The organism is Sphingomonas sp. Leaf5 (genome assembly GCF_001421155.1).
In the GTDB taxonomy this organism is placed as follows: Bacteria; Pseudomonadota; Alphaproteobacteria; order Sphingomonadales; family Sphingomonadaceae; genus Sphingomonas.
Genome location: NZ_LMJZ01000008.1, coordinates 25,030 through 49,268, shown reverse-complemented (window position 1 = coordinate 49,268; position 24,239 = coordinate 25,030). Strand labels below are relative to the sequence as shown.

Below are 24,239 nucleotides of genomic sequence, written 5' to 3'. Positions count from 1 at the left end.
GTGCTGGCGGAAAACTGTCGCACAGGTGAACAGGCCGTGAGATGTGACGGGTGACGGTGCGACCCGACTGGGCCGGACTCTTCCTCAAGCGAAAAACGCGACGCTGCGCCAACAAGGGGGAACCAATGAAATCTATCACGAAGCTGCTTGCCACATCCTGTCTCGCGACGATGCTGGCTGGTACTGCCCATGCGCAGGTCGTGCCCGTAGAGGCACTGCCCGATACGAACACCGCGACGACCGACAACGACGACGATGCGATCGTCGTCACCGGCACGCGTATCCGTCGGCCCAATGCCACGTCGGCCGCGCCGATCCAGTCGGTTACGTCGGAAGAAATCCGCTTGCAGGCGGCCGTCAATGTCGAGGACGTTCTCAACCGCTTGCCGCAGATCGCACCGGATGCGCAGCAGAATTATCAGGATTCGGACGGTCGCCAGCGGATCAAGTTGCGCAGCCTCGGCTTCGAACGCACGCTGACGCTGGTCGACGGATTGCGGCTGGGTACGCAGAACGGCGTCGACGCCGGTATGATCCCAGTGGCGCTGATCGAACGCATCGACGTCCTTTCCGGCGGTGCATCGTCGGTCTACGGCTCGGATGCCGTCGCCGGGGTCGTCAACTTCATCCTGCGCAAGGACCTGGACGGCATCAATCTGAATGCGAACTACAATTTCTACAATCACGAGAATAAGGACACGCTGGTCAGTCCCTATGCCCGCGCGGCGGGGTTCCCGGTGCCGCGTGGCCTGACCAACGACGGCGCGCGTGTCGATTTGACGCTGTCGGCGGGCACGAAACTGTTCGACGACCGGCTGAGCGTCATGGGCTTCGTCAACTATCGCAAGGCTGACCTGGTCCCTTACGATGCCCGCGCCAGCTCGGCATGTCAGCTGGTCGAGGCCGGGATCGATGGCCCGCTCAGCTGCTCGACCTCGACCTACACCCAGTACGGTTACCTTAGCCCGCGCGGCGGCACGCAGGCGAACCGTGTCTATGCCAACAACCCCGATGGTACCCGGACGTTCGTTCCGTTCGGCGTGGGCATCCAGGCGAATCCGTTCGACGGGTATTCGTACCAGCGCGAAAGCAACCGCCTGAATGCCGGCGGGTTCGTATCGCTGAAGCTGTCGGACGCGGTCGAGCTGTATGGTAACGGCTTGTGGTTCAAGGACAAGTCGTACAATCGTTTCCCGGCACGGGTGTTCAGCTTCACCGCCTATGGTTCGACCCCGTTCAGCGTGAACTGCAACAACCCGCTGATGTCGACGGCACAGCAGGCCGCGATCTGCGGTACGGCGGCGGGTACGTCGACGCTGTTGCCGATCGAGGTACGCTATCGCTTTAACGCGCTGCCCTATTCGGCCGATCTGTACGAGAATCAGGGCATTCGCGCTGTCGGTGGCGTGCGCGGGACCATCGCCGAAGCGTGGAGCTATGACGTCGCCGGCGTCTATGTGCGCAGTCAGCAGGACGTGACCAATGGTCCGTTCCCGGAATTCGCGAAGATCAACCGGTCGCTGAACGTCGTCAACGTGGGTGGCACGCCGACGTGCGCCACGGGTACCGCCGACGGCTGCGTCCCGTTCGATGCCTTCACTGCGAACAACAACAATACGGCGCTCTACGATTATCTGTTCAGCGGTCGCGACGGTACGTACGGCAACGTCACTCAGTTGTTCGACGTGGTGGCCAACCTGTCGGGTGATCTGGGCAAGTACGGTATCACTGCGCCATGGGCGGACCAGGGCGTGGCATTCGCCATCGGTGCCGAATATCGCAAGGACCGTTTCCTCGGCACCGCCAACCAGGTGTACCGTGAGCAGATTGGCGGCGAGAATTTCCAGCTGCGCCAGAGCGTGAAGGAAGCCAACGTCGAAGTGCAGGTGCCGCTGGTCGAGAAACAGCGCTGGACCCATTTGTTGCAGGTCAATGCCGGCTATCGCCTGTCGAAGTACGATACCAATCCGGATACGTTCAGCACGTATAAGATCGAGGCGCTGTGGGCTCCGATTCAGGACGTCACCTTCCGCGGCGCGTTCAACAAGGCGCAGCGCGCGCCGACCGTGATCGAGATCCGGCAGGCGACACAGCGGCAGTACGGCACGCAGGGTGGTTCGCAGAACGACTTCTGCGCCAGCACAACCATTCAGGTACCCGATCCCACTGATCCCACGCGCACCATCACGCAAACCGTAGCACCGCGTGCGTCGATCGACGTCTGTCGCGCCACCGGCCTTGCGGATTCGCTGTATGGCAGCCCGACGCTGAACTGCCCGAACAACCAGTGCACGGTGTTCACCGGCGGCTTTACCGTCGATCCCGAAACCGCTTGGACCAAGACGTTCGGGGTGGTGCTCAAGCCGCGCTTCCTGCCGGGGCTGACCTTTTCGGTCGATCGCTTCCTAATCGATATCGATGACTCGATCGGCTATGCGGATTACAGCTATTGGCAGGAAGGCTGTCTGACGTCAGGCGGCGACTCGTATTTCTGCGACAAGATCGTCCGCGCGCCGACCACCGGTATTCTGTACAGCGCGCCGGCGACCAATCCGACCTCGGGCTATATCCAGCAGGGTACGACCAACACGTACAAGACCAAGGCGCATGGTTGGGACTTCCAGGGCCAGTATGTTCTGCCGATCGACCGGTTCGGTACGCTCGACTGGATCTTTAACGGATCGTGGACGACGCTGGCTGGCAATCAGGAATCGCCGATCCGCGACGAACGCAACTGCACAGGGCTTTTCGGCAATGGTTGCGGGCAGCTGATCCCGAAATGGACCCATGGCTTGCGCACCACCTACATCACGCCGGACAAGGTCGCGTCGATCTCGTTCAACTGGCGCTATGTCGGCTCGCTGACCCATGCAAAGAACTCGGGCGACTCCGCCGTCGGCGGTACGCCGGAGGACGCACGCAAGACCTTCTATCGCTTCGATCCGGTCAGCTATTTCGATCTGGCGGCGACGTTCGCGGTGGGTAAGCAGTTCACGCTCCGCTTCGCTGCCAACAACCTGCTCGACAAGGTGCCGCCGATCCTGCCGAACTCCTATGACGTATCGCTGGCGCGCAACAACACGATCCCGGCGCGCTACGACTCGCTGGGTCGTCAGATTTCGATTGGCGCTACCGTTAACTTCTGATCCTGCTTTTCGGGTAACGAACTGGCCCTGTCACCATCGCGGTGACAGGGCCTTTTCGCGTCAGGCGCTGCGCAGGCTCGCCGACTTCGACACCGTGCTGCGTCCGTCGTCGCCGGTGACGGCATAGGTGAAGCCCGGCAGGATCGCGAAGGCGCCGACCTGTCCACGCGCGTCCATCGCGAGGAAACCGACCTGCACCCCGTCGAGCGCCGACCCGCGCAACCGGGCGATATGCTCGACCGCTTCGCGACAGGCCGCCATCGGCGACATGCCGGCGCGCAACGACGATACGACGCGGGCGGTGCCGGCGATCCGAGTCACTTCCTCGCCCAGACCGGTGGCGGTTGCGGCACCTACCCCGGCCTCGACGAACAGGCCGCTGCCGACCTGCGGCGAGTCACCCACCCGGCCGTGCAGCTTGAACGCCATGCCCGACGTCGTGCAGGCACCGGCCAGCGATCCGTCGGGCGCGCGCGCGATCATGCCGATCGTGTCATGGTCGAGCGACCCGCCGAGCGGGGCACGGGCGTTCTCGCTATTGGCGGCCGGCGCATATTTCGACGTTTTCAGCCATTTGCGCCATTCGGCCTCGGCTTCGGGGGTCAGCAGCTTTTCGGCGGTGAAGCCGTTGGCCAGCGCGAATTGCCGTGCGCCGTCGCCGACCAGGAAGGTGTGCGGGGTACGCTCCATCACCGCGCGCGCGACCGAAATCGGATGGGCGATATCCTCCATCGCCGCCACCGCGCCGACATGGCCCTTGTCGTCCATGATGACGGCGTCCAGCGTGACGCGCCCGTCGCGATCAGGATAGCCGCCCTTGCCCACCGAATGGTTGGTCAGGTCGGCTTCGGGCACCTGCGCCCCGGCTTCGAGCGCGTCGATCAACGTGCCGCCGCGCTTGAACCGGGCAACGGCGGCATCGTTCGCGGCGGCACCGAAGTCCCATGTCGAAGCGACGCGCAGGACGCCGCCGGCACGCGGCCGGGCGGGCAGGGTCGCCGATGCGGTGGCGGCGGCGAGGCCGGCGATCGCGGTGCGGCGGGTGATGGTCGGCATGGTCGGCATGGTCGGCCCCGTTTTTACTGGTGATGCGCGGTTGTGCGCAGTCGCCGGGAACGGGGCAAGCCTATACCGCGATCTCGCGCAGCACCGCGTCGAGCACCGGAAACCCCGCCGGGGTCAGCGCCAGCCGGTCGCCCTCGCGCGCCACCAGTCCCTGCCGCGCCAGCAGCGCCACCGCGGGGGCGCGCACTACCGCGTCGATCGGTCGTGCGCCCAGCGCCGCGACGCGGGCAAGGTCGATCCCCTCGCGCATCCGCAGGCCCATCACCAGCGCCTCGGTCACGCGTTCGTCGGGGGTCAGCGCATCCTCGCGTTCGATGCCATGGCCGTTGCGCGTCACCGCCGCGATCCAGTTCTCGGGCTTCTTGCGTCGGACCGTCGCCATGCCTCCACGCCGGCCATGCGCGCCCGGACCGATACCGGCATAGTCGCGATAGCGCCAATAGGTCAGGTTGTGGCGGCTCTCCGCGCCCGCACGGGCATGGTTCGACACCTCGTACAGCGGCAGACCGGCGACCGACGTCATCGCCTGTGTGGTTTCGAACAGGTCGGCGGCACGGTCGGGATCGGGCAGGGTCAGCGCGCCCCTGGCCGCCAGCGTCGCGAAGCGCGTGCCCGGCTCGATGGTCAGCTGGTACAGCGACAGATGCTCGGTCCCGAACGACAGCGCGCGGGCGAGTTCGGCTTCCCATGCCGCCAGCGACTGGCCGGGCCGGGCATAGATCAGGTCGAAACTGACCCGCGCGAAATGGCGCTGCGCGACGCCGAGCGCGGCCAGCGCCTCCTCGACGCCATGCGCGCGTTCGAGGAAGGCGAGGGCATCGTCGTGCAGCGCCTGCACGCCCAGCGACACGCGATTGACCCCGGCGGCGGCGATATCGGCGAAGCGGGCGGCCTCGACCGAGGACGGATTCGCCTCCAGCGTGATCTCGATATCGTCGGTCGGCGGCCACGCGCGGCAGGCGGCGTCGATGATCGCCGCGACCGTCGCCGGCGGCATCAACGACGGCGTGCCGCCCCCGAAGAAGATCGACGCCAGCCGCCGGTCGGGCAGTGCGGCGACCTCATGGGCCAGATCGGCGAGCAGCGCCTGCAACCACGCCGCCTGATCGACCGTATCGCGGACATGGCTGTTGAAGTCGCAATAGGGGCATTTCGATACGCAGAACGGCCAATGGACGTAGAGCGCCAGCGGCGGCAGCGTGAGCGGAGGTTGGTCGGGCACCATCGCCGTCCCATATGGGCGTCATGCGATCGATACAAATACTGGCGCCGGTTTTGCTGCTGACCGGCTGTTCGTCGGGCGGCGAGGCAGGCCCCGAACGCATCGTCGAGCCGCGCGCGTTCGAGGGGCCGGCACCGCGCGGGCCGGCGCTGTTGCGACAGGCGATGGACGCGGGCCACCGGGCGGCGCGGGCGGCGGCGGGACTGGCCCCGCTCGGCTGGGACCCTGCACTGGCGCGCGATGCCGCCCGCTATGCCGATACGCTGGCAAAGACCGGTCGGTTCGAACATTCGGCGCAACCGCGCGGCGTTCCCGAACAGGGCGAGAGTCTGTGGACCGGCACGCGCGGTGCCTATCGCTACGACGAGATGGTCGGACATTGGGTCGCCGAACGGCGCGACTATGTGCCGGGCGTGCTGCCCGCTGTGTCCCGCACCGGCAAGTTCGGCGATGTCGGGCATTACACCCAGATCATGTGGCGGACGACGCAGCGGTTCGGCTGTGCCGAGGCGAGCAACGTGCGCGACGACTATGTCGTGTGCCGCTACGTGCCGGCCGGCAATGTCGCGGGACAGCGCGCTTATTAGTAGAGGCGACGGTCCTGCAGCACCTTCCACGCGACGCCGCTGAGAAGCGGTCCTATCCCGCTGGCGGTCGATGCGCTCGATCGACTGTCGGTCTCCATCCGTGCGCCGGTCATCCTCACCCAGGTCGACGTAGCACCAACGCAGTCTACGAACGTCGTCGTTGCCTTGGGTGCCTCTGTCGCCGAAGGTGCCGGTTCCACCATCAATGCCTTTCGGGGCTGGACCGATCGGCTGGCAGCGCGACCCGGGCATCAACGACATCGACCGCAGCTTAGATCAACGGGGGGCGATCCAGTCACGGCTGATGCCCTGATCGCGGCCGACAAGCAGATCATCGAGCGCGCGGACGATCCCGCCCTGACAGGATACTGCCGGTGAAAGCGAGCGATGCGAGGCTGTACGGCAGGCGCTCGACCGCTTCGGCCGTGATCGCTGACAAAGCCGATCCTCGGTACCGCGACGGTGATAAACTTCCCCCAAAAGACGTCGGCTACAAGGTCATGGCAGACGCGATCGATCTGGCTGCAAACACTGGAAATTGACGGCGACGCGGCGCAGGCATCTTGGGATGCATGATCGCACCGCCGGGGGCTGAGCAATACCCGCGCATCGTTGCTTGATGGCCCGTCGTAGGGCTGTCGCCGCGCGCCGTCCGGGGCGCGGGCTCAGGTCGGCATGCGGAACTGCTGCCGCAACGCCTTGTCGAACAGCCTCGCGGGCATGAGGCGACGCAGCAGGCTGATTTGCCGCGCGACCTTGCCGACGGGGTAACGCTGGCGCGGCTGTGCGACCGTGGCGGCCAGACGTACGGCGTCCGCTACGTCGTCGGGAGTGTCGGCGGTGAGCTTGGACTTGGTATAGAAGTCATGCACCCAAGCGCGGCCTGCCGCGTATGCCGCCAGCTTTGCATCCGGTTCGAGCGAGCTATGGTCGAACGAGCCCTGGACGGTGCCCGGTTCGATCAAGGCCACGCGCACGTTGAACGCCCGGACTTCGTGGTCAAGCGATTCCGAATAGCCTTCGAGTGCGTATTTGCTTGCCGCATAATGCGCTGAATATGGTGCGGGAACGAAACCGAGGGCCGAGCTGATATTGACGATACGTCCTGCTCGCTGCAGCCGCATCGACGGCAACACGGCGTTGGTCATGCGCATCACCCCGAACAGGTTGACGTCGAACAGCTGCTGGACCTGGGCCACCGAAGATTCTTCGGCACCCCCGAACATGCCCAGACCAGCGTTGTTGACCAGCACGTCGATGCGGCCGGCGCGTTCGAGTATCGTCTTCACCAGTGCTGCGACGGACGCATCGTCGGTCACGTCGCACGCCAGCATCGTGACGTCTTCAGGGCTCCCGCCACTCGGCCTGCGGCTCGTGCCGAAAACCGTGAAGCCCGTGCGAGCCAGGGCCTCGGCACTTGCCTTTCCGATGCCGGAAGAGGCACCCGTCACGAGAGCGATCCTGCTGGATGTCGAATTCATCGGTGTCTCCTTATCTGTTAGACGCTCCGGACGACCCCGGTCGGTCAGGCGTCGAGAAATGCCATGGCCCTCGCCACGAAGGCGGCGTGATACGGGAAGATGCCGCCATGCCCGGCGTCGGGATACAGGACGAGTTCGGCCCCGGGGATGCGGCGCGTCAGATCCGACGAGTTCTCGCTCGCGCCCGGGTCATTGCGGTTCCCTCGCTTGTGCGATTCGAAGGAGCGGGACGCGTGTATCCGTCATTGGACCGTTACCACCGCCTTGCCCTTCGCGCGGCCGCTATCGACGTAGTCGATCGCTTCGTTCAGCGCATCGAAAGTGAAGGTTCGGCCAACCACAGGTCGGATCGCACCGTCCTCGACCAGCGCGCCGATCCGGGCGAGTTGATCGCCATCGGCCCGCATGAACAGGAAGGCATAATCGACGCCTGCGCGCCTCGCCCGGCGGCGAATGCCGGCACTCATCAGGCGCAGGATGAGGCGGATCAGAGGATTGAGGCCCTGCGCTCTCGCAAAGGCGGGATCGGGCGGTCCCGAGATCGAGATCAGCTTGCCGCCGGGCTTCAACACCTTCAGCGATCGTTCGAGCGTTTTGGGGTCGAGATTGTTGAGGACAACGTCGTATCCCGACAGCAGGGTCGTGAAGTCCTGCGTCCTGTAATCGATGACGACGTCGGCACCGAGGCTGCGGACCAGATCTGCGTTGGTGGCGCTCGCCGTCGTCGCGACGGTCGCGCCGAGATACTTGGCGAGCTGGATCGCGATCGTGCCGACCCCGCCCGAGCCGGCATGGATCAGCACCTTCTGCCCCGGCTTCAGACCGGCTTCCTCGACGAGCACCTGCCACGCGGTCAGCGCAACGAGCGGCAGCGACGCCGCCTCCGCCATCGTTGCATTGGCGGGCTTCGGTGCCAGATCGGCCGCGTTGACCGCGATCCGCTCGGCGAAGGTGCCGATGTGTCGGTCGCGCGGACGACCATAGACGGCATCGCCGACCTTGAAGCGGGTTACGCCTGTACCGACGCCGACCACGATGCCCGCCAGATCATGTCCGAGGATGACGGGCGGCTTGTATGGCAGGATCGGCTTGAACGCGCCGTCACGGATCTTTCCGTCGAGTGGATTGACCGCAGTCGCATGGATTTCGACCAGCACCTCGCCGGCTGCGGCAACGGGGTCGGTCACGTCGGAACGCTTCAGTTGCTGCCCCTTGCCGTACCGTTCCAGCACATACGCCTTCATGCCGCGTGCTCCGCGAGCCGATCGATCGCGTCGGTCGGCTGGTCGACAAAGCTGCCGCCAAAGCCCGCCCCCGTATTGTCGATGCGGGCGCCGATCCGGTCGTTATCGTGCAACCGCGGCTCAACGACGGCGAACTGGTCGGGCTGCGTCAGATCGGCGGGCAGGAACTCGACCGCGACGCCGGCGTCATCGTTCGGTCGCAACGCCGGTCCATCGAGGCGGGCCTCGTCGCGGGTGACCAGCACAAGGCCGTGCCCGCGGCGCGCGAGACGATCGGCGTTGGTCACACCGATAGCAGTGGAAGCACCAGTGATGAGAACGGCAGGGTCGGTCATCGGATTGCCCTTTCCATAGGCGTTGCTATATTGATGACGTGCATCATGATTGCTAAATGTGATAGCCGTCATGAAACGTCAACCGCCCGATGGAGATTATTTCAATGAAGGTCAGCCGCGAGCAGATGGTCGCCAACCGTCGCCGCATCCTGCAGGAGGCAAGCCGGCTGTTCCGCGAGCGTGGCTTCGCGGCGGTAACGGTCGCCGACGTCATGAAAGCCGCCGGGCAGACACATGGCGGTTTCTATGGCCATTTTGCATCGAAGGACGAGCTGATCACGGCAACGGTCACCGACGCATTGGCAGGTGACGGATCCGGGATGGACGATATCGATACATGGACCGACACCTATCTGTCGCCATTGCATCGCGAAAATGCCGATCAGGGATGCCCGATGGCGAGCCTCGCCGGATTGATGCGACATCAGACACCGCCGGCGCGCGGTGCCATGGCCAAAGGGCTGGACGCGCATATCGGTCGTCTGGCGGAAGCATTGCCGGGAGACGATGGCGCGGAGCGGCGCCGTGCGGCGATCGGGCGCTGGGCAGCGATGGTGGGCGCTGTCATATTGTCGCGTGCGATCGATGACGCGGCTTTGTCGAACGAACTGCTGCGCGAGACCCGCGCATGGATCGGACCGACGCAATCCCGTTCTGCCATGGACCACAACGAGGATGTTCGCGCATGAACGTGCGGACCGACACCGCCGCTCCCCATGGGGCCGGGCTATACGACGCTGGAACGCAGGATTTCCTGTCGTCGCGCGTTGACGGACGCCAGCGGCCCGATCCCTGCCGGCTGACGGTGGCGTTACAGGGTGTGCGGTGACCGGAGGGGACCGTCACGTAACATGGTCACCGTCTGAACACGCCGTTTGCGCGGAGCCAATGCTCCATCAACTCTGGCCACCGTGCCAGCGCCGGATCGGACCCGCCCAATCCGGTGCCATGGCTGCCCTTCGCAAAGACATGGAGTTCGGTGGCAACGCCCATGGCCTGCAAGGTGTCGTAAAAGCGCAGGATGCCATCCGCCTTCACGACGACGTCGTTGCTGGTATGATAGATGAAGGTCGGCGGCATCGCAGCGGTCACTGCCCGCGCGGGCAGGAAGCGTTCGTACAGCTTGGGATCGCAGCCCTTTCCGGCGAAAGTGCAATACGGGGAATGCCCCTGCGCATCGATCACCGTCGCCTCCAGCCACGGATAGCCGAGTATCAGGAAGTCCGGCCGGCTGCTCTGCCGCTCGACGGGATCGGTCGCGGTCGCTCGTCCTCGATCGGCCGTGGCAGCGGTCATGGCGCTCAGATGGCCGCCGGCCGAGAATCCGATCATGCCGACACGGGCCGGGTCGATGCCGTACTTGGCCGCATCGGCGCGGATCGAGCGGATCGCCCGTGCGCCATCCAGCAACGGCATCGGCAGGCGCGCCGTTGGACCGTAACGATAGCGCAGGACGAAGGCCGTGACGCCGCGCGAGGCAAACCAGTCAGCGACCTGGCGCCCCTCGATGTTGTCCGCTAGCTCGATATAGCCGCCGCCGGGAGCAACGACGACCGCGGCACCATTCGCCTGCCCCTTTTGCGGGCGGAAGATCGTCATGGTCGGCGTCTGTTCGGTTGTATCGGCCGTCGCACCGGGTGCCCGCCCCGGCCACAGCCGCACGACCTCGGTCTCGATGAAGGCGGCATCGCGCGCCGCATCCTGTGCCGGAGCCGCTGCCACGGGGGCAGCGATCGCCAACGCGGCACCTAATATCCATCGCATCATGCCGCAACGCTCCGCTTCGCCATGTTGCCGACCCGCAAGGTCACCGCCGTTCCGATCACCATCAACACGCCCGCGACATAGAGCATGCCCCGCGCATCGCCGCCCAGCAGCGGGCGGTAAAAAAGCGGGATGGTCAGGCTTTCGATCATCATTGGGATGACGATGAGCATGTGGAATATCCCCATGTAAATGCCGAACGGTGCCGGCGGGACGTGTCGATGAGCATCACCTATGCATTGCCGATCATGCTCGCCCAGCAGATGCCGATCATCGGCAGGTAGAGCCACTGCTTGCTGGCGACGCCGGGAATCGCCAGCATTGCCGCGCCGGACACGGCGAGGCATGCCGCATGGACGCTGCGCGCGCCATAGCGGCGGGTCACCGGCACCATCGCCAGCGCCCCGTCAAAGGCGACCGGGTCGTAGAAGGCACCGATCTGCTCCACCGTCCGAGGAGTCGCGGAAGCCCTGGCTACCCGCATCGCTGATGCCGTGCAGCGACCGGGCGAGCGCGAAGGCGATGAACTGCCAATAGGCGAACATCGCATACCATTGGCGCGGTATCGCGATCCCGAACTGGCAGTCCGGGAACGCGCAGCACCGACCACAAAATCGTCGGCAGCGACAGGATCGCGCCGACGATGAAGGCGGTGCGCGTGACGTCGGGAATGCCGTTGGCGTCCACCGCATCCTTGTCGGGGCCCCACCACATCAGCAGCGGAGGCACGAGACAGGACAAGGCCTGCGCGAGGCCGGTGAAGGCGGATTGCGTCAGGAAGCCGGCCGGCCGTTGCGCGCCGCCGCTGGGCAAGTGGCTCGACATCCGCCATCGTGTCGAGCGCCGGCTGGACGCTTAGAGCGTCGGCGACCGCAAGGCCGCCGCCCGCCCGCGACGGCATCGCTTCGGGTCGCGCCGAGGCACCCGCCCGGATCACCGCGTCCATCCGGGTCCACTATGCTCCCACGTCATGCGTCGTGCCGTCCAATCGCTCCAGCTGCCGGCGGAGCGTTGCGCCAAGCGGTCGAGCCGCCGCTCGAACGGCGTCACCGGCTCAGGACACGCGCAACAGGATAGCCCCGTGACCGGGGACCTGAACTGTGTAATCGGCCGCAGGCGGCACATCGGTGCCGCGCCACACATCGCGCACGTGTTTCGGCGCAGGCAGGCCGATCGACTGCCAGTCGACCGTGATCACCGTCGCTGCTGCGCCACGGTTGAACAGCGCGATCGCGTTCGAACCGTCCGCCAATGGCTTGGCCCAGATCTCGGTGGTGCCCGCCTGGCCTACGCGTTGCCCCTGTTTGCCAAGCCGGTCCTGTCCCACCGCGATCACGGCGGGATTGGCGATGATCGCCTGTACGGCCGGCGTCATGGTGCGCAGGTCGTTGCCGAGGATGATCGGAGACGCGGCCATCGTCCACAAGGTGTAGTGCGTACGATATTCCTCCGTCGTCAGCCCGTCGATACCGACCAGCATCATGTCGGCATCGTTCCACGCACTCGGCCCGGCATGCTCCGCGCTGCCATTGTGATCGAAGCGGTAATCAACCGCGTGCCACAGATCGCCCTCGATGCTGTCGCCGCCGGTGCGCCACATGTGGCCGCCGACCGCATTGCCCCACCGGCCGACGTCGTACAGCCCGTATTGGCACAGACTGTAGACGATATCGCGCCCGGTTGCCTGCAGCGCGGCGCCCATGATCTGGTAGCGCGCCTGCATCTCGACCTTGGTGTCGTAGATGTTGCCGGCGCTGCACCAGTCGTATTTCAGCAGGTCGAACCCCCATTCGGCGAAGGTCTTCGCGTCCTGTGCCTCATGCCCATGGCTGCCGACATAGCCGGTGCAAGTGACGGGGCCGGGCGAGCTGTAGATGCCGATCTTCAGCCCGCGCGCGTGAACGTAATCGACCAGCCCCTTCATGTCGGGAAATTTGGCATTGGCGTGCAGCACACCCGTCGCGTCGCGCTTGCCCTGCCAGCCATCGTCGATCGTGACATAGCGATAGCCGGCATCGCGCAGTCCGCTGCTGACCATCACGTCCGCCATTGCGCGAACCGACTGGTCGTCCACCGCTTCGCGGAACACGTTCCAGCTGTTCCAGCCCATCGGTGGCACTGGCGCGAGGTTGCGCACCCGCAAATCCCGCGGTGCCGGCAGCGGCAGCTTGACCATATTGTCGGGACGAGGCGCATTCTGCTCGATCGCGGCGAGTTCGGCAGCGCTCACCCGGCGCGCCAGGAACGGAGCGACGCCGACGACCGCGTTGCCGATCCACACGTCCATGAACCGGCCATCGGCGGTCAGCTTCGCGCGCATCTGGACAAACGGCGGCTTGCCGGTCAGGTCGAACGCGAAGCCATCGGGCCGCGAAACCCAGTTGGCAATGGGGTAGTCCCAGCCATTGAAGCGGAACATCCCCTTCACCGTGCCTCGATCGTTCGCCAGTCTGAACGAGCGCGGGATGCCGCCGATCGCGACCGAGTCCGGCGTGCGACGTGGGACGACAAGCCAGTTGCCCGTAACGTCGGACAACACAGCGGAACCGGTCGATGTATCGACGGGTGGCCGCGTCGTCTGTGCAGCCACGGTGACCGGCGCAAGGTTGGCTCCAACCAGAGTGGCGGCTCCGATCCCGATCGCGATCGCGCGGAAGACGTTGCGCAGAGTCATCCTATTCCCTTCTCATCCACTATGTCCGACGGTCCGCCCGGAAGCGGACCGTCGGTCTTCACGGTGCGACCGATCAGAATTTCAGGCCGATCGTCGCACTGATGTTGCGTCCCGGGAAGGCGCGCGCGGTGTTGATACCGTTGGTCGGAAGGGTGTCGCCCGACAGACCCAATTCGGTAATCGCAAGGACGTTGAAGAGGTTCTGTGCGTTCACCGACACCTGCAGCGCAGGCGTGATCGCGTATGAGGCGAACGCGCCGGTCATAACGTAGCCCGGGATCTTCAGCTGATTGACGTCCGAGGCGTAGGACGACGTCGTGCCGATGAAGTTCGCGCCCAGCTTGAACCCGTCGATCGCGATCTGCGGCGATGCCTGGAAGATCAAAGCGGCCTGGCGATAGGGCGTGTTGCCATTCAGCGCCGGCGTGACCTCGCTTTCGACGATGCGTGCATGGGTATAGGTCGCCCCGCCGGTAAGCTGGAAGATACCGTAGTTCAGGCCCCCCTCCAGTTCGACGCCGTACGAGCGATATTTGTTGTTGATCGTCCGCTGCTGCGGAATGATGATCTCGTTCGACTCCGCCGTGGTCGCGCGAAAGGCGGTGACGTTGGCGAAGAAGCCGCCCGACCGGTACTTCACGCCAGCTTCCTGCTGGTTGACGAAATTGACCGCGACGTCGTCCGCGATGCTGCCATTGTCGCGGACGCCGCCGCCGAACAGGACGCGATCCGCGTTGAACCGCGCACCCCGGCTGACGCGGGCGAACAAGGCCAGGTCGGTCTGCAACTCGTAATTCGCGCCGACCGACCAGGTGAAGTAGTTCTTGCGGTAATCGACCGGCTTGGCATTGGCGAGGCTGACCACAGGAACCGACCGCTCGGGCACCTGTATCGACCCGTCCTGATCGACGTCGAGCGTCGTAAGGCCGTTGTTGGAGGCGTAGATCCCGTCGGCCTTCGAGCTGTTCCACCGGACGCTGCCGTCGAGGTTCAGGCGGCCGGCCTTCCACGTCGCGGCGATGTAGGGGGCGTCGATCTTGTAGTCGACGTCATAGTAGCGTGCGCAGCAGTTGCCGAATACGGGCTCGCCGTAAGCAATCAGGCCACCCTGCGTCTGGATCTGGCCAGCGGCATTGTAGACGTCGAGAAGGGCAGGGCGGTTGCCCGATACCTCTTGCAGATAGCTGTTCCAGTGCCAGTCCATCTTCACGGCCTGATACGACTTGAAATAGCCGAGCGTGACCGAGCCCGACCCGATGCTCCCGCCGTCGAGATCCTTGCTCAGCGTCAGGATATTGGTGACATTGGTGAAATCGTCGAGCGTGACATTGAACAGCAGCGAGTTCGAGGCAAGGCCGTTGCCGTTCAGCGCGCCTGGATTGGCGATCGTCTGCCCGGCATTGGGGCCGTTGGCGTAGCGCAGCGTCGCGCCAGCGCCGCCGATCGACGTCGCGAACGACGCCGCGGTGTTGACGTTCGCGGCATAGGGCGAGGTAAAGCCACCCGAATTCTTCGCGTAGTTCAATTTGTCGTCGACGTTCCAGCCGCCGCCCAGATCGAACGATGCCTCGCCGCCGATGCCGCGCACCTTGGTCCGATATCCGTCGGCGACGTCGGTACGAATCCGACGTCCGTTCAGGCCGACCGCCAGATCGGAACGGAAATATGGCGACTGGAGCGGATCGCTCTTGGGATCGAAGCCGGGAAAGGCACTGAATTTCGGATCGCTGTTGCTGCCTGTGTTACGGATCGGAACCGGAATGTACACCGGCGACCGGTCGTCCAGAAACTTGCCATTGATGCGGACAAAGCCGTTCGCGAACTTGCGGGTGACGTTGGCCTTGATCTGGCCGCCCTTCTCGGCGTTGTAGCCGATGTCTTTTACGCCGTCGCCGATGCGGTAGAAGCCGCCGATGTGGAAGCTCCAGTCGTCCCCGATCGGGGCACCGTAGTCGGCGTCGATCCGCGTCCGGTTGAAGTCGATCCCCTTGGTCAGCGCGATGTTCCCACCCCTGGTGGTGCCGGTCTTGCTGATGAAGTTGATGATCGCGCCCGGCGCGTTGCTGGTGAACGTCGAAGCGGAACCGCCGCGAACGACCTCGACGCGCTGCACGTTGTTGTCGGGACGGACAAAGGCATCGGCGGTCGCGAACGCGATATCGCCGAAGTTGAGCACGGGCAGGCCGTCTTCCTGAAACTGCACGAACTTCGCGCCGCCACTGGCGACGGGCAGACCACGAACGGCAATATTGGCGTTGCCTTCGCCACCGGATGCCTCGGAACGCAGGCCGGGGACGTTGCGCACGAGATCGGCGCTACCAAGTGGCGCAGTCTGCGCAATCTGCGCGGAGTCGAGGGCACTGATCGAGATGCTGGTCGTCAGGCGACGTTCGGGACGCGAGGTGCCGGTTACGACGATATCGTCATTGGCATTGGCAGGGTCTGTCGCAGCATCCTCGACCGGCGCATTCGTTGGCGCGGGGGCAGTTTGCGCCAGCGCGGCAGCCGGCAGGAATGCACTGAGTGCAGCACTGACGAGCAGATACGACGTCTTCTTCATTCACCCTCTCCCGACCTGCCCACGCTGACCGCAGGCCTTTATGAAGGAAAAGTAGCGAAGCCTGCAATGGATTGCAACAAACGATTGCAGATGGTCGGTCGGTTTGTTGATATCATCCAGCCTTTCTCACCGCACGACCGGGTGAATTCAGCCGGAGTCCCGCCGGATCGACCTTGGCGGCACGAATCGCCCATCGAGCCCATCATGGGGAAGTGGTCGAAGTCGACACGTTCGCGGGTGGGCGCACCCGACCGGCATCCCACGTACGTCTCAGGGGGCGGCGCCACACGCCCCCGGCCCTACCCCGGCATCACCCCGTCGCCAGCCGAGGCACTTCGTCGGCATGGCCATCGGGAGGGATACGCAACATCGCCACCACGCGATCGCACTCGCGTTGGAGCGTTTCGGTCCGTATCCGCATTTCCGCGCCGATCGTGCGGGTGCGATGCGCGACCGACGCGGTTTCGTCGAAGGTTTCCGTCAGCGATCCGAAAATGTCACGCGTCGTTGCCGTGCTGGTTCGGATCGCGCCGATCATGCCTTCGATCTCTGCATTGGCCTTGTGCTGCCGGCTTGCCGTTTCGACGGTGTGCACCGCGGACGATGCAAGCTGATCGAGCGCGTTCCGCAGCGCCTCGTTTATTTTGACGGCGGACAACGTTGCCGTGCTGATGTCCTGAATACGGTCCGCGATCTCGTGCGTCGTGCCGGCCGTTTGATGGGAGAAGTTCTTCATCTCCTGCGCGACGACGGAGAAGCCGCGTCCCATTTCGCCGGCCCGCGCCGCCTCGATCGTCGCATTGAGCGCGAGCAGGTTGGTCGCCTTGCTCAATACCGCGATCCGGGTAGCGGATTGTTCGATCGAACCGACGCTGCGCATCAACGTCTCGTTGGCGGCCTGCGCTGCCGCCGAATGGCTCGCCGCCTGAATGGTCGTTCGGGCGGAGCGACCGGCCTCTGCCGCGACGACATCGACGTTCTCGGCGAACGACCGCAGGCTTTCGAGCAGCGCAGACGTCGCCGCGCTTGCCTGTATCGAAACGGAATGCGCGGTCTCCGCCTGCCGCTGCTGGTCGACGATCGTCGCGAGCGTATGATCGGCGCTGGCGTCCAGATCGTTGGCGGACATGCGCAGGTTGGCGATCAACGGGGCGACCGTCGCCTGAAGCTGATCGGCGACGACGTTCGACGCCGCTGCCATTTCGGCGCGGTGCCGCGTCTCGCCGGTGATCCGTTGCTTCGTCTGTTCTTCGCTGGCGTGGCGCGCCGCCTCCGCTTCGCAAAGCGCAACCTCGGCGGCCTGGCGGGCAATCTGCTGGTCGCGCGCCGCTTCGTCGGCGAGCCGCGTCTCGACCGCGAGATGCCGGTTCAGCGCGATCACCCGACGGACGACGAACGTCGCGATGACCAGGAAGAGCATTGCGCAACCAAGGATCACGGGCAGTATCGCCCGCAGCGCCAGGACAGCCGGCCTCAGTCGCTGCCAGGTGATCATGCCCATCGGCAAGCCCCGCCAGTCCTTTACGTCGATCGACGCTTCATCTCCGGCTTTCAAGCCCGTGGTCGACCAGCGCAGATCGGAAAAGCCGAAGCCTTTCGACCATTCGCTCAAGACCTCGTGGCTCAGCGGCAGCACATCCACGAAGATCCGGTAGGACCGCCGGTCCAGCGAGGTGGCCCCCTTCTCCCACACGATCGGAGAAAAGCCGATCAACGCTGGCTGTCCGCCGAAGCGCGCTACCAATGTTGTCGCGTCACGCCGCGCACGAACCAGCTTTTCGGTCGCGGGCACGCGCTCGAGCAATTCGGAAAGTGTCCGTGCATCGATCATCGTGCTCAGGGCCGGCGCGCTGCCATCGGGCAAATGCGAAAACAGTGTACGGCCGGATGCGTCGATGACGAAACTATACGCGATCGGGCCGCTCCATTGCGATTGCGCCCAGCGTGCGTCGATGGCGTGATAGACGTGATCGGCCGCGTCGTCCCAACACGCGTTGATGTACGTCTCGTTGCTGACGCGGGATCGGTCCCGGTCGAGCGCGCCCAGGACCGCCGTTCCTGCAATCACGTTGGCGTCATGATCGGCGCGACTGACGAGGAAGCCGATGGCCGCGATGCAGGTCAGGAACGCCAGCCCAACAAGTCCCCAAAGCAGATAGGTGAGCGAACGGCTTCCACCACTAACAGGCGCTCGCTGGTCGCGCGACCAAGCCTTCACTGTCCTTGCATATCTGTCGAAGAACGCGCTCATTCATCTTTTTTACCGCAGCAATCTTAATATGTTGTTCTGGCAATCCTGTCGCATGCCGGTCCGGCCATCAAATCATGGACGAGGGGCTATGGTCGCGAGGTTGTTCGGCGAACTGGATGTCATTGTCTGTCAGGATCGGGTGGATGCGATAAGGCACGGCTCTCGGCAGGTGTTCGAGGAACTCCCACGCTGTTCGTCGATCCGCCTTGTCGGCCAGCGGAGTGACCGCGAACTTGCTGGTGCGGTCGACGCCGACGAACCGGCAGAGTTTGCCCTCGGCGGTCTGCACCTCGGCAATGTGCCTGTGGAAGAAGCCGATCGGGTCGCACTTGAAGCGCTGCCGGGACGGTCGGGAATTTTTACCGTTGGCCGTAGGATGGAATGGAAGGTGCCATCGATATGCCAGTCGAGAAGGACGTTTAACCGCGCATGGCATCAGCCCACAGACCGTCGCTCCGGCCGTCGAGGCGCGCGCGGTAGCGGACTATGATCCCGCCCTGTTCGCGGGTCATGGTTTGCGTGCCGGCTTCCTGGCCTAGGCAGGCCTGCAAGGCACCAATCTATTCAAGATGAAAGAGCATGGCCGGCACAAGGCGCTTGCGATGCTCTGCGCCTATGGCAAAAGCCGGGACGCAGGAGCGTCGTCCGGTGTGATAGTTTCTGGGTCAGATGACAACGTCGCGTCGTTCGATGGTACGGAACCCATAGCCCCGATAGCTCGCGATGACCCGGTCGCCATCGATCGCGACGTCCATATACCCTTCGGCGGTGCCAAGGAAACTGCCCTGCCACCAGTTGCCGCTGACCGCGCCGCCGGTGATGAACGGGATGCCGTTCAGGGTTACCGTCTCCGCGACATGGCTGTGCCCCTGCAACACGGCGATGACGTTGTACGGCTGAAACACGCGCAACACTTCACGTGCGTTGACGATGTTGGTCCAGTTGTGCGGCGTGCGCGTCCATTCCGCCGGTTCGTAGATCGACAGTGCGGTGACGAGCGGGATGTGCGTGGCAACAATGATGCGTCGCCCCCTGGGCTGTGCCGCCAGATCCTTCGCCAGCCACGCGAGTTGGCCGGCGTCGATCCGCCCTTCGTAGCTGCGATCGGGAGTGAGGCCGATCGAATCGAGCACCACGAAATGCACGCCCTTGTGGTCGAAGGCGTAATAGGTCGGGCCGAAGCGTTCGATGTAATATTGCTTGCCGTAGTCGGGGGCGGACGGTGCGACCCCGCTGGTCGGGAATACCCCGAAACAGTCGTGATTGCCGATCACGTGATGGACCTTGTGCCCCATCACCTGCTCGGTTTCGACATACAGGTCCATGAGGCGGTTCGCGCGGGTGCGATCGACCTCCAGCGCATCATAGACATGGTCGCCACCCTGGATGACAAAGTCGTAGCGCCCGCGCGCGACCTCGCGAAAGCATTGCCGGCAGCCTTGCGCCGCCTCCAGTTCGGGCTGGATATGGCAATCGGTGACGAAGGCGAAGCGGAACGCCGGGTCCGTCGAACCGGCGATCGCGCGGGCGGCGGGCAGGGCAAGCGGCGCGGCGATCGCGCCGGACAGCAGATGGCGGCGGTGCATGGCGGTTCCCTCGTAAACGTCACCGGCGACGCGATCCTGCCGATCGCGCCGCCGGTGGTTCCGGTCAGTCAGAAATGGGCGCGGATCGTCGCATAGGCCTGACGCGGCGGGGCGACCTGCAAGGTGGTGTAGGTGCCGTCGGGGTCACTGTTGCGGAAGCCGCTGGTGCCGAGCGAGGCGTAATAGCGATGGTCGAACAGGTTCACCACGTTGACGAGCAGTTCGGCCCCCGGCCGCGCCTTCGTGCCCGTCAGGCGATAGCCCGCCGACAGGTCGACCGTCGCCGCGCCCGGCACGGGGCGGTCGTTGGTGAAGGTATAGAAGCGCCGGGTGCGATAATGGCCGCCGGCCTGACCCCAGAACCGGCCATCGTCATAGGCCAGTTCGAGATTGCCGGTGTTGCGGGGCGACGCGACGACCTGGTTCCCCGCGATCAGCACCGCTGCGCGGCCGGGGACGATCACGTCGTCGTCATAGGTCGCGACATTGTAGCCCCAGCTGCCATAGAGCGACCAGTCCGGCGCGAACCGCCAGTTGGCGGCACCCTCGACCCCGCGGGACGTCACGCTGCCGACGTTCTGGAGCACGTTCTGGTTGCCGACCACCGTCGCACTGATCGACGAGGCGAGCAGCCGGTTGGCGAAGCGGACGTGATAGCCGGTCAGCGACAGTTGCAGCGCCGCGTCGTGATAGCGATAGCCGCCCTCGATCGTGCTGGTCGTCTCGGGCTTCAGTCCGTCGCGGATGAAGTTGAACCCGGCCTGCGTCGTGGAAAATGGGCCGCTGGCGGCCGATGCGACGAAGCCGGCCATGTTGCGCGTATAGTCGGCGAACACCTCGTGGTTGCCGTCGATCCGGTAGAGCGCGCCGAGCGTGGGCAGGAACCAGTTGGTGGCGCGGATCGTGCCGTTGATCGGCTGACGGCTCGTGATCGTTTCGGCCGTGTTGCTGGTGATGAGCGCCTTGACGCCTGCGCTTAGCTTCAGCGCGTCGGTCGCCTGCCACGTATCGCCTAGATGGAGCTGCATGACCTTCGTCGTGAAGCGATAGTTCCAGCGGGTGAAGAACGGGTTCTGGTAGAATTTCTGGAACCGTTTCGGCGCGACACCCGCCGTCAGCCCGTAATAATAGGCCTGTTGGTGGAACCGGTTGTCCTCGACCCAGATGCCGCCTTCGACATGATGGTCGCCGAGATCGGCGGCTAAGCGTGAAACGACACCCTTGCGGTCGATGCCGTACTTCACCGCCGATACCGACATCGGCGATCCGCCGAACGCCGCGGGGCTGGGATCATAGGGGCTGGCGAAGGTGCCGATGCCCTTGTCGAGATGCCAATAGGCCGTCGTGCTGCCGCTCAACGTGTCGGACAGGCGATAGGCGAGCTTTTCATACGCCAGCATGTCGCGCCGGACCCCGCCGCCATTGTAATAGACGTCGTCGGCGTTCTTGTAGGGGGCAGGCACCGCGGTGCCGTTCTGCAATGCACGCGCCAGCGTTTCGGCGAGCGCGAAATTGTCGGTGACGTTGTCGACGTCCCAGCCCAACCGGCTCACCAGATCGAACGAAACGTCGGCATAATCGTCCTCGCGGCGGTCTTGCAGGTTCAGATAGGTGGTCGCCGTGACCGCGTCGCCGATCGGCTGCACATAGTGGACGTTCAACTGGTCCTGCTGCTGCTTGCCCGCACCCTTCCACTTGCCGGTATGCTGATGCGCGAACGACAGCGCCACGCGCCCGCCACCGGGCAGGATGCCGCTGTTCGCACGGACGAAGCTGCGCCACGTATCGGCGCTGCCATAGGTCTGGGCCACGTCGATGCCGAAATCGTCGGTCGGGGCCAGCGAGGTGAAATCGATCGTCCCGCCGATGTTGCTCGTCGACGCGGTGCCGAGCGCGCCGCTGCCCTGCGACAGCGTCACCGGACCATTATTCTCGGTGATGAGCGCGCGACCGATCGAAAGGCCGTTGTTGTTGCGATACTGCATGTTGCCGAGCGGCACGCCGTCGAGCGTGTAGCCCATCTGATCGGTCGTGAAGCCGCGGATGGTGATCTGCTGCGCCCATTCATATGCGCCCAGCGGATCGGACGAGACGAAATCGACACCGGACAGTTTGGACAGCGTCAGGAGCGGCGAGGTGCCCGGCGCTTCCTTGGCGAGTTCGCGCGGCGACAGCGTCTGGCTCTGGCGCGACTGGCCGCGTCCGAGCACGATGATCTCCTGCGTCTCCGGTTCCGGCGCGGTCGCCTCGCCGACGATGGTCGGGCGGGGCCTGGCGGTCGGAGCGACAGCGCGCAAGGCGATCATCGTCGCGCTTTGCGTCCGGATTTCGAGCGGTTGCCCCGCCATCAGCCGCCGCAGCGCCGCATCGCGGGTATAGGTGCCGCGCAGCGCCCGCACCTGCCGCCCGGCCAACGCATCGTAGGGAAACAGGATCTGCACCCCGGCCTGTTGCGAAAACCGGTTGAAGGCGGTGGTGGCATCGCCCGCCTGGATGTCGAAATGATAGGTCCGCTCCGCCGCCTGGGCAGCAGCGGGCACCGCCGCGCACAGCAGCGCGACGCCGTTCAGATACCGAAACATGAAATCCCCCGAACACTCTGTCGTTCGGATGGAAGGACGGATCAGCGGTACGGAACCGCCATTCGATCCCGAAATTTATTTATGCGGTGACCAGCAGGATCGTACCATCGGCATCGCGTCGCGCGACGATGCCGAAGCTCGCGTGCATCGCCGACAGGAACTCGCCGACGTCGCTGGTCGAAAAGCGGCCACCGAGGCGCAGACCGGCCAGCTTCGGTTCGCCGATCGCGATCTTGTGCCGCAGATAGCGGTTATATTCGGCGAGCGCATGGTCGAGCCGGTCGCCTTCCAGCACCAGTACCCCCTGCCGCCAACCGCGCATACGCTCGATCGCGGCATCGTCGTCCGGTTCGATCCGTGCCGTATCGGCGGTGAGCGACAGCCGTTCGCCGCCGTGTGCGGTACGGTCGCCGGCGGCCGCGCTGCCGTCGAGCACGGTCAGGGCACATTCCGATGCGCCCAGTCGCGCGTTGAACGACCCGCCGCCCAGTGTCAGGTGCCCGGACGGGGTGCGCAGGTCGATCGGTGTCGCGCCATTGCGACAGTCGATCGCCGCCTCGCCCCGATCGAGCCACAAGGTCGGACGATCGCCGCCGGTCCGCCAGTACAGGATGCTGTCGGTATTGAGATCGACCGTCAATCCGTCGTCGATGCGGATCATCCGTCGTTCGCCGACCCCGGTTTCCGCCCGGTCGCGGGCATAGGCGCTGTAGGCGAAGCCGCCGCCCGTCGCCACTGCGATACCGGTGCCGATCGCCCCGCGCAGGACCATCCGACGCGACGCGCGGCGTGGGGCAGGCATCGGCTGCGCCGGCTGCTGCAACGGTCGCAACGCGCGCACCCCGTCCAGCGTGCGCCATGTCGCCGCGACTTCGGCAAAGGCGACGGCGTGCCTGACATCGGCATCCCGCCATCGTTCGAACGCGGCACGATCGGCAGTGCCCGCGTCGAGCGCCACCAGCCATGCCGCCGCCCCGTCGGTCAGTTCCGTACCTGCTGCGTGGTCGTCCATTCGCTCCGGCTGTTCTCTTGCGCGTCCGATCCCGCCGTCCGCATCGCCGTGGTGAGCAGCGACAATCCCTTGGCGAGATGCTTTTCCACGGTAGAGACGGAGATGGAAAGCATTTCCGCTATCCCGCCCGGCGACAGTCCGTCGATTTTTCGCAAACGGACCACCCGCGCGCATTGCGGCGGCAGCGTGTCGATCAGCCGCAACAGTTGGTCGAGATCCGCCTTGCCCGCCGCGACGCCGAAGGCGTCCGGGGCCGGATCGGCAAGCGCCAGTGTGTCGAGCGTCGCCAGATGATCGATCGACACGACCTGCGCCCGACGCAGCCGTTCGATCGCCAGATTCTGGACGATCGTCAGGACGAAGGCACGCGGGTTCTGGATCGACCGGTAATCGGCGGTGGCCAGCACGCGGGCATAGGCCTCCTGCACCAGATCGTCCGCTTCACCGGCACCGCAGAACAGCGTTGCCTTGCGACGATAGGCCGGCCCGAACGGCAGCACCTCCGCCATGAACCATCGATCAATGTCGCGGAGCCAACTCACACCCGTCACCCTCGAACGTCGCGGTTGCTCCTATGCAAGCTATGTGACGCGACCGCGACAGCGCCGATGCATACTATCGAACACCGCGTCGGTGGAACGGCTTGACCATCACGCATACCCCAGGCAGCCGATTGTGAAGGTATATCCGCTTGCGGGAGGTCGGCACGCTTCCGCCAACGGCCACTATT

At 65.0% G+C, this 24,239-nt stretch carries 21 protein-coding genes; 4 read left to right on the top strand and 17 right to left on the bottom strand.

The genetic code is table 11. The annotated features are described in order from the left end of the window. Positions 1-125: 125 nt before the first annotated feature. Complete coding sequence (locus ASE50_RS07870) at positions 126-3,146, top strand: TonB-dependent receptor domain-containing protein (protein ID WP_082438896.1); 3,021 nt, start codon at positions 126-128, stop codon at positions 3,144-3,146. 60 nt (positions 3,147-3,206) lie between these two features. Here ASE50_RS07870 and ASE50_RS07865 read toward each other — a convergent pair whose 3' ends face one another. Further along, entirely contained in the window at positions 3,207-4,211 is a 1,005-nt protein-coding gene (locus tag ASE50_RS07865) for a N(4)-(beta-N-acetylglucosaminyl)-L-asparaginase (protein WP_321163373.1), read from the bottom strand. Positions 4,212-4,272: 61 nt separating this feature from the next. Next, the gene (gene hemW / locus ASE50_RS07860) at positions 4,273-5,436 is read right to left on the bottom strand and encodes a radical SAM family heme chaperone HemW (protein ID WP_056398151.1); all 1,164 of its coding nucleotides are present in this window, start codon (positions 5,434-5,436) and stop codon (positions 4,273-4,275) included. A 20-nt stretch (positions 5,437-5,456) separates the two neighbouring features. Here hemW and ASE50_RS07855 point away from each other — a divergent pair, with 20 nt between their 5' ends. Further along, the gene (locus ASE50_RS07855; protein WP_235512245.1) at positions 5,457-6,020 is read left to right on the top strand and encodes a CAP domain-containing protein; all 564 of its coding nucleotides are present in this window, start codon (positions 5,457-5,459) and stop codon (positions 6,018-6,020) included. Between the two features lie 665 nt (positions 6,021-6,685). Here ASE50_RS07855 and ASE50_RS07845 read toward each other — a convergent pair. From ASE50_RS07845 to ASE50_RS07835, 3 genes are all read right to left on the bottom strand, one after another. Beyond that, positions 6,686-7,501, bottom strand: coding sequence for an oxidoreductase (locus ASE50_RS07845; protein WP_082438895.1), 816 nt, complete (start codon positions 7,499-7,501; stop codon positions 6,686-6,688). A 242-nt stretch (positions 7,502-7,743) separates the two neighbouring features. Continuing rightward, positions 7,744-8,745, bottom strand: coding sequence for an NADP-dependent oxidoreductase (locus ASE50_RS07840; RefSeq protein ID WP_056398138.1), 1,002 nt, complete (start codon positions 8,743-8,745; stop codon positions 7,744-7,746). Beyond that, complete coding sequence (locus tag ASE50_RS07835) at positions 8,742-9,080, bottom strand: SDR family NAD(P)-dependent oxidoreductase (RefSeq protein ID WP_200909498.1); 339 nt, start codon at positions 9,078-9,080, stop codon at positions 8,742-8,744. Before ASE50_RS07835 ends, ASE50_RS07840 begins: the two co-directional genes overlap by 4 nt. An 89-nt stretch (positions 9,081-9,169) precedes the next feature. Between ASE50_RS07835 and ASE50_RS07830 the strand changes: the two genes are divergently transcribed. Together ASE50_RS07830 and ASE50_RS18735 are read left to right on the top strand one after the other, a co-directional pair. Beyond that, positions 9,170-9,769: a TetR/AcrR family transcriptional regulator gene (locus ASE50_RS07830; protein WP_235512244.1), complete on the top strand. Its 600-nt coding sequence runs from the start codon at positions 9,170-9,172 to the stop codon at positions 9,767-9,769. Further along, the gene (locus ASE50_RS18735; RefSeq protein WP_156347354.1) at positions 9,766-9,909 is read left to right on the top strand and encodes a hypothetical protein; all 144 of its coding nucleotides are present in this window, start codon (positions 9,766-9,768) and stop codon (positions 9,907-9,909) included. The genes ASE50_RS07830 and ASE50_RS18735 overlap by 4 nt, the downstream gene beginning before the upstream one ends. Positions 9,910-9,935: 26 nt before the next feature. Here ASE50_RS18735 and ASE50_RS07825 read toward each other — a convergent pair whose 3' ends face one another. The 12 genes from ASE50_RS07825 to ASE50_RS07775 form a co-directional block, all read right to left on the bottom strand. Next, positions 9,936-10,802 carry an alpha/beta hydrolase gene (locus tag ASE50_RS07825; protein ID WP_162236179.1) on the bottom strand — a complete coding sequence of 289 codons (867 nt, stop codon included), beginning with the start codon at positions 10,800-10,802 and terminating at the stop codon, positions 9,936-9,938. A gap of 41 nt (positions 10,803-10,843) precedes the next feature. Beyond that, on the bottom strand, positions 10,844-11,017 hold the full coding sequence (locus ASE50_RS19685; RefSeq protein ID WP_156347353.1) for a hypothetical protein: 174 nt from the start codon (positions 11,015-11,017) through the stop codon (positions 10,844-10,846). Positions 11,018-11,076: 59 nt separating this feature from the next. Beyond that, the gene (locus ASE50_RS19680) at positions 11,077-11,292 is read right to left on the bottom strand and encodes a hypothetical protein (RefSeq protein WP_056398126.1); all 216 of its coding nucleotides are present in this window, start codon (positions 11,290-11,292) and stop codon (positions 11,077-11,079) included. A gap of 26 nt (positions 11,293-11,318) precedes the next feature. Further along, a complete protein-coding gene (locus ASE50_RS19675) occupies positions 11,319-11,657 on the bottom strand; it encodes a hypothetical protein (protein ID WP_156347352.1) in 339 nt (112 codons plus the stop codon). 241 nt (positions 11,658-11,898) lie between these two features. After that, positions 11,899-13,518, bottom strand: coding sequence for a glycoside hydrolase family 27 protein (locus tag ASE50_RS07810; protein WP_056398120.1), 1,620 nt, complete (start codon positions 13,516-13,518; stop codon positions 11,899-11,901). A gap of 73 nt (positions 13,519-13,591) precedes the next feature. Further along, entirely contained in the window at positions 13,592-16,078 is a 2,487-nt protein-coding gene (locus tag ASE50_RS07805) for a TonB-dependent siderophore receptor (protein WP_056398118.1), read from the bottom strand. 310 nt (positions 16,079-16,388) lie between these two features. After that, entirely contained in the window at positions 16,389-18,329 is a 1,941-nt protein-coding gene (locus tag ASE50_RS07800) for a methyl-accepting chemotaxis protein (protein ID WP_082438893.1), read from the bottom strand. A 67-nt stretch (positions 18,330-18,396) separates the two neighbouring features. Then, positions 18,397-18,618, bottom strand: a complete 222-nt coding sequence (locus tag ASE50_RS07795) for a hypothetical protein (RefSeq protein WP_414881938.1) — start codon at positions 18,616-18,618, stop codon at positions 18,397-18,399. Between the two features lie 376 nt (positions 18,619-18,994). Continuing rightward, entirely contained in the window at positions 18,995-19,915 is a 921-nt protein-coding gene (locus ASE50_RS07790) for a metallophosphoesterase family protein (RefSeq protein WP_056398113.1), read from the bottom strand. A 68-nt stretch (positions 19,916-19,983) separates the two neighbouring features. After that, complete coding sequence (locus ASE50_RS07785; RefSeq protein WP_056398107.1) at positions 19,984-22,497, bottom strand: TonB-dependent receptor domain-containing protein; 2,514 nt, start codon at positions 22,495-22,497, stop codon at positions 19,984-19,986. A 79-nt stretch (positions 22,498-22,576) separates the two neighbouring features. Next, positions 22,577-23,509, bottom strand: a complete 933-nt coding sequence (locus tag ASE50_RS07780) for a FecR family protein (protein ID WP_056398104.1) — start codon at positions 23,507-23,509, stop codon at positions 22,577-22,579. Next, positions 23,479-24,051 carry an RNA polymerase sigma factor gene (locus tag ASE50_RS07775; protein WP_056398100.1) on the bottom strand — a complete coding sequence of 191 codons (573 nt, stop codon included), beginning with the start codon at positions 24,049-24,051 and terminating at the stop codon, positions 23,479-23,481. Before ASE50_RS07775 ends, ASE50_RS07780 begins: the two co-directional genes overlap by 31 nt. Positions 24,052-24,239: the final 188 nt, after the last annotated feature.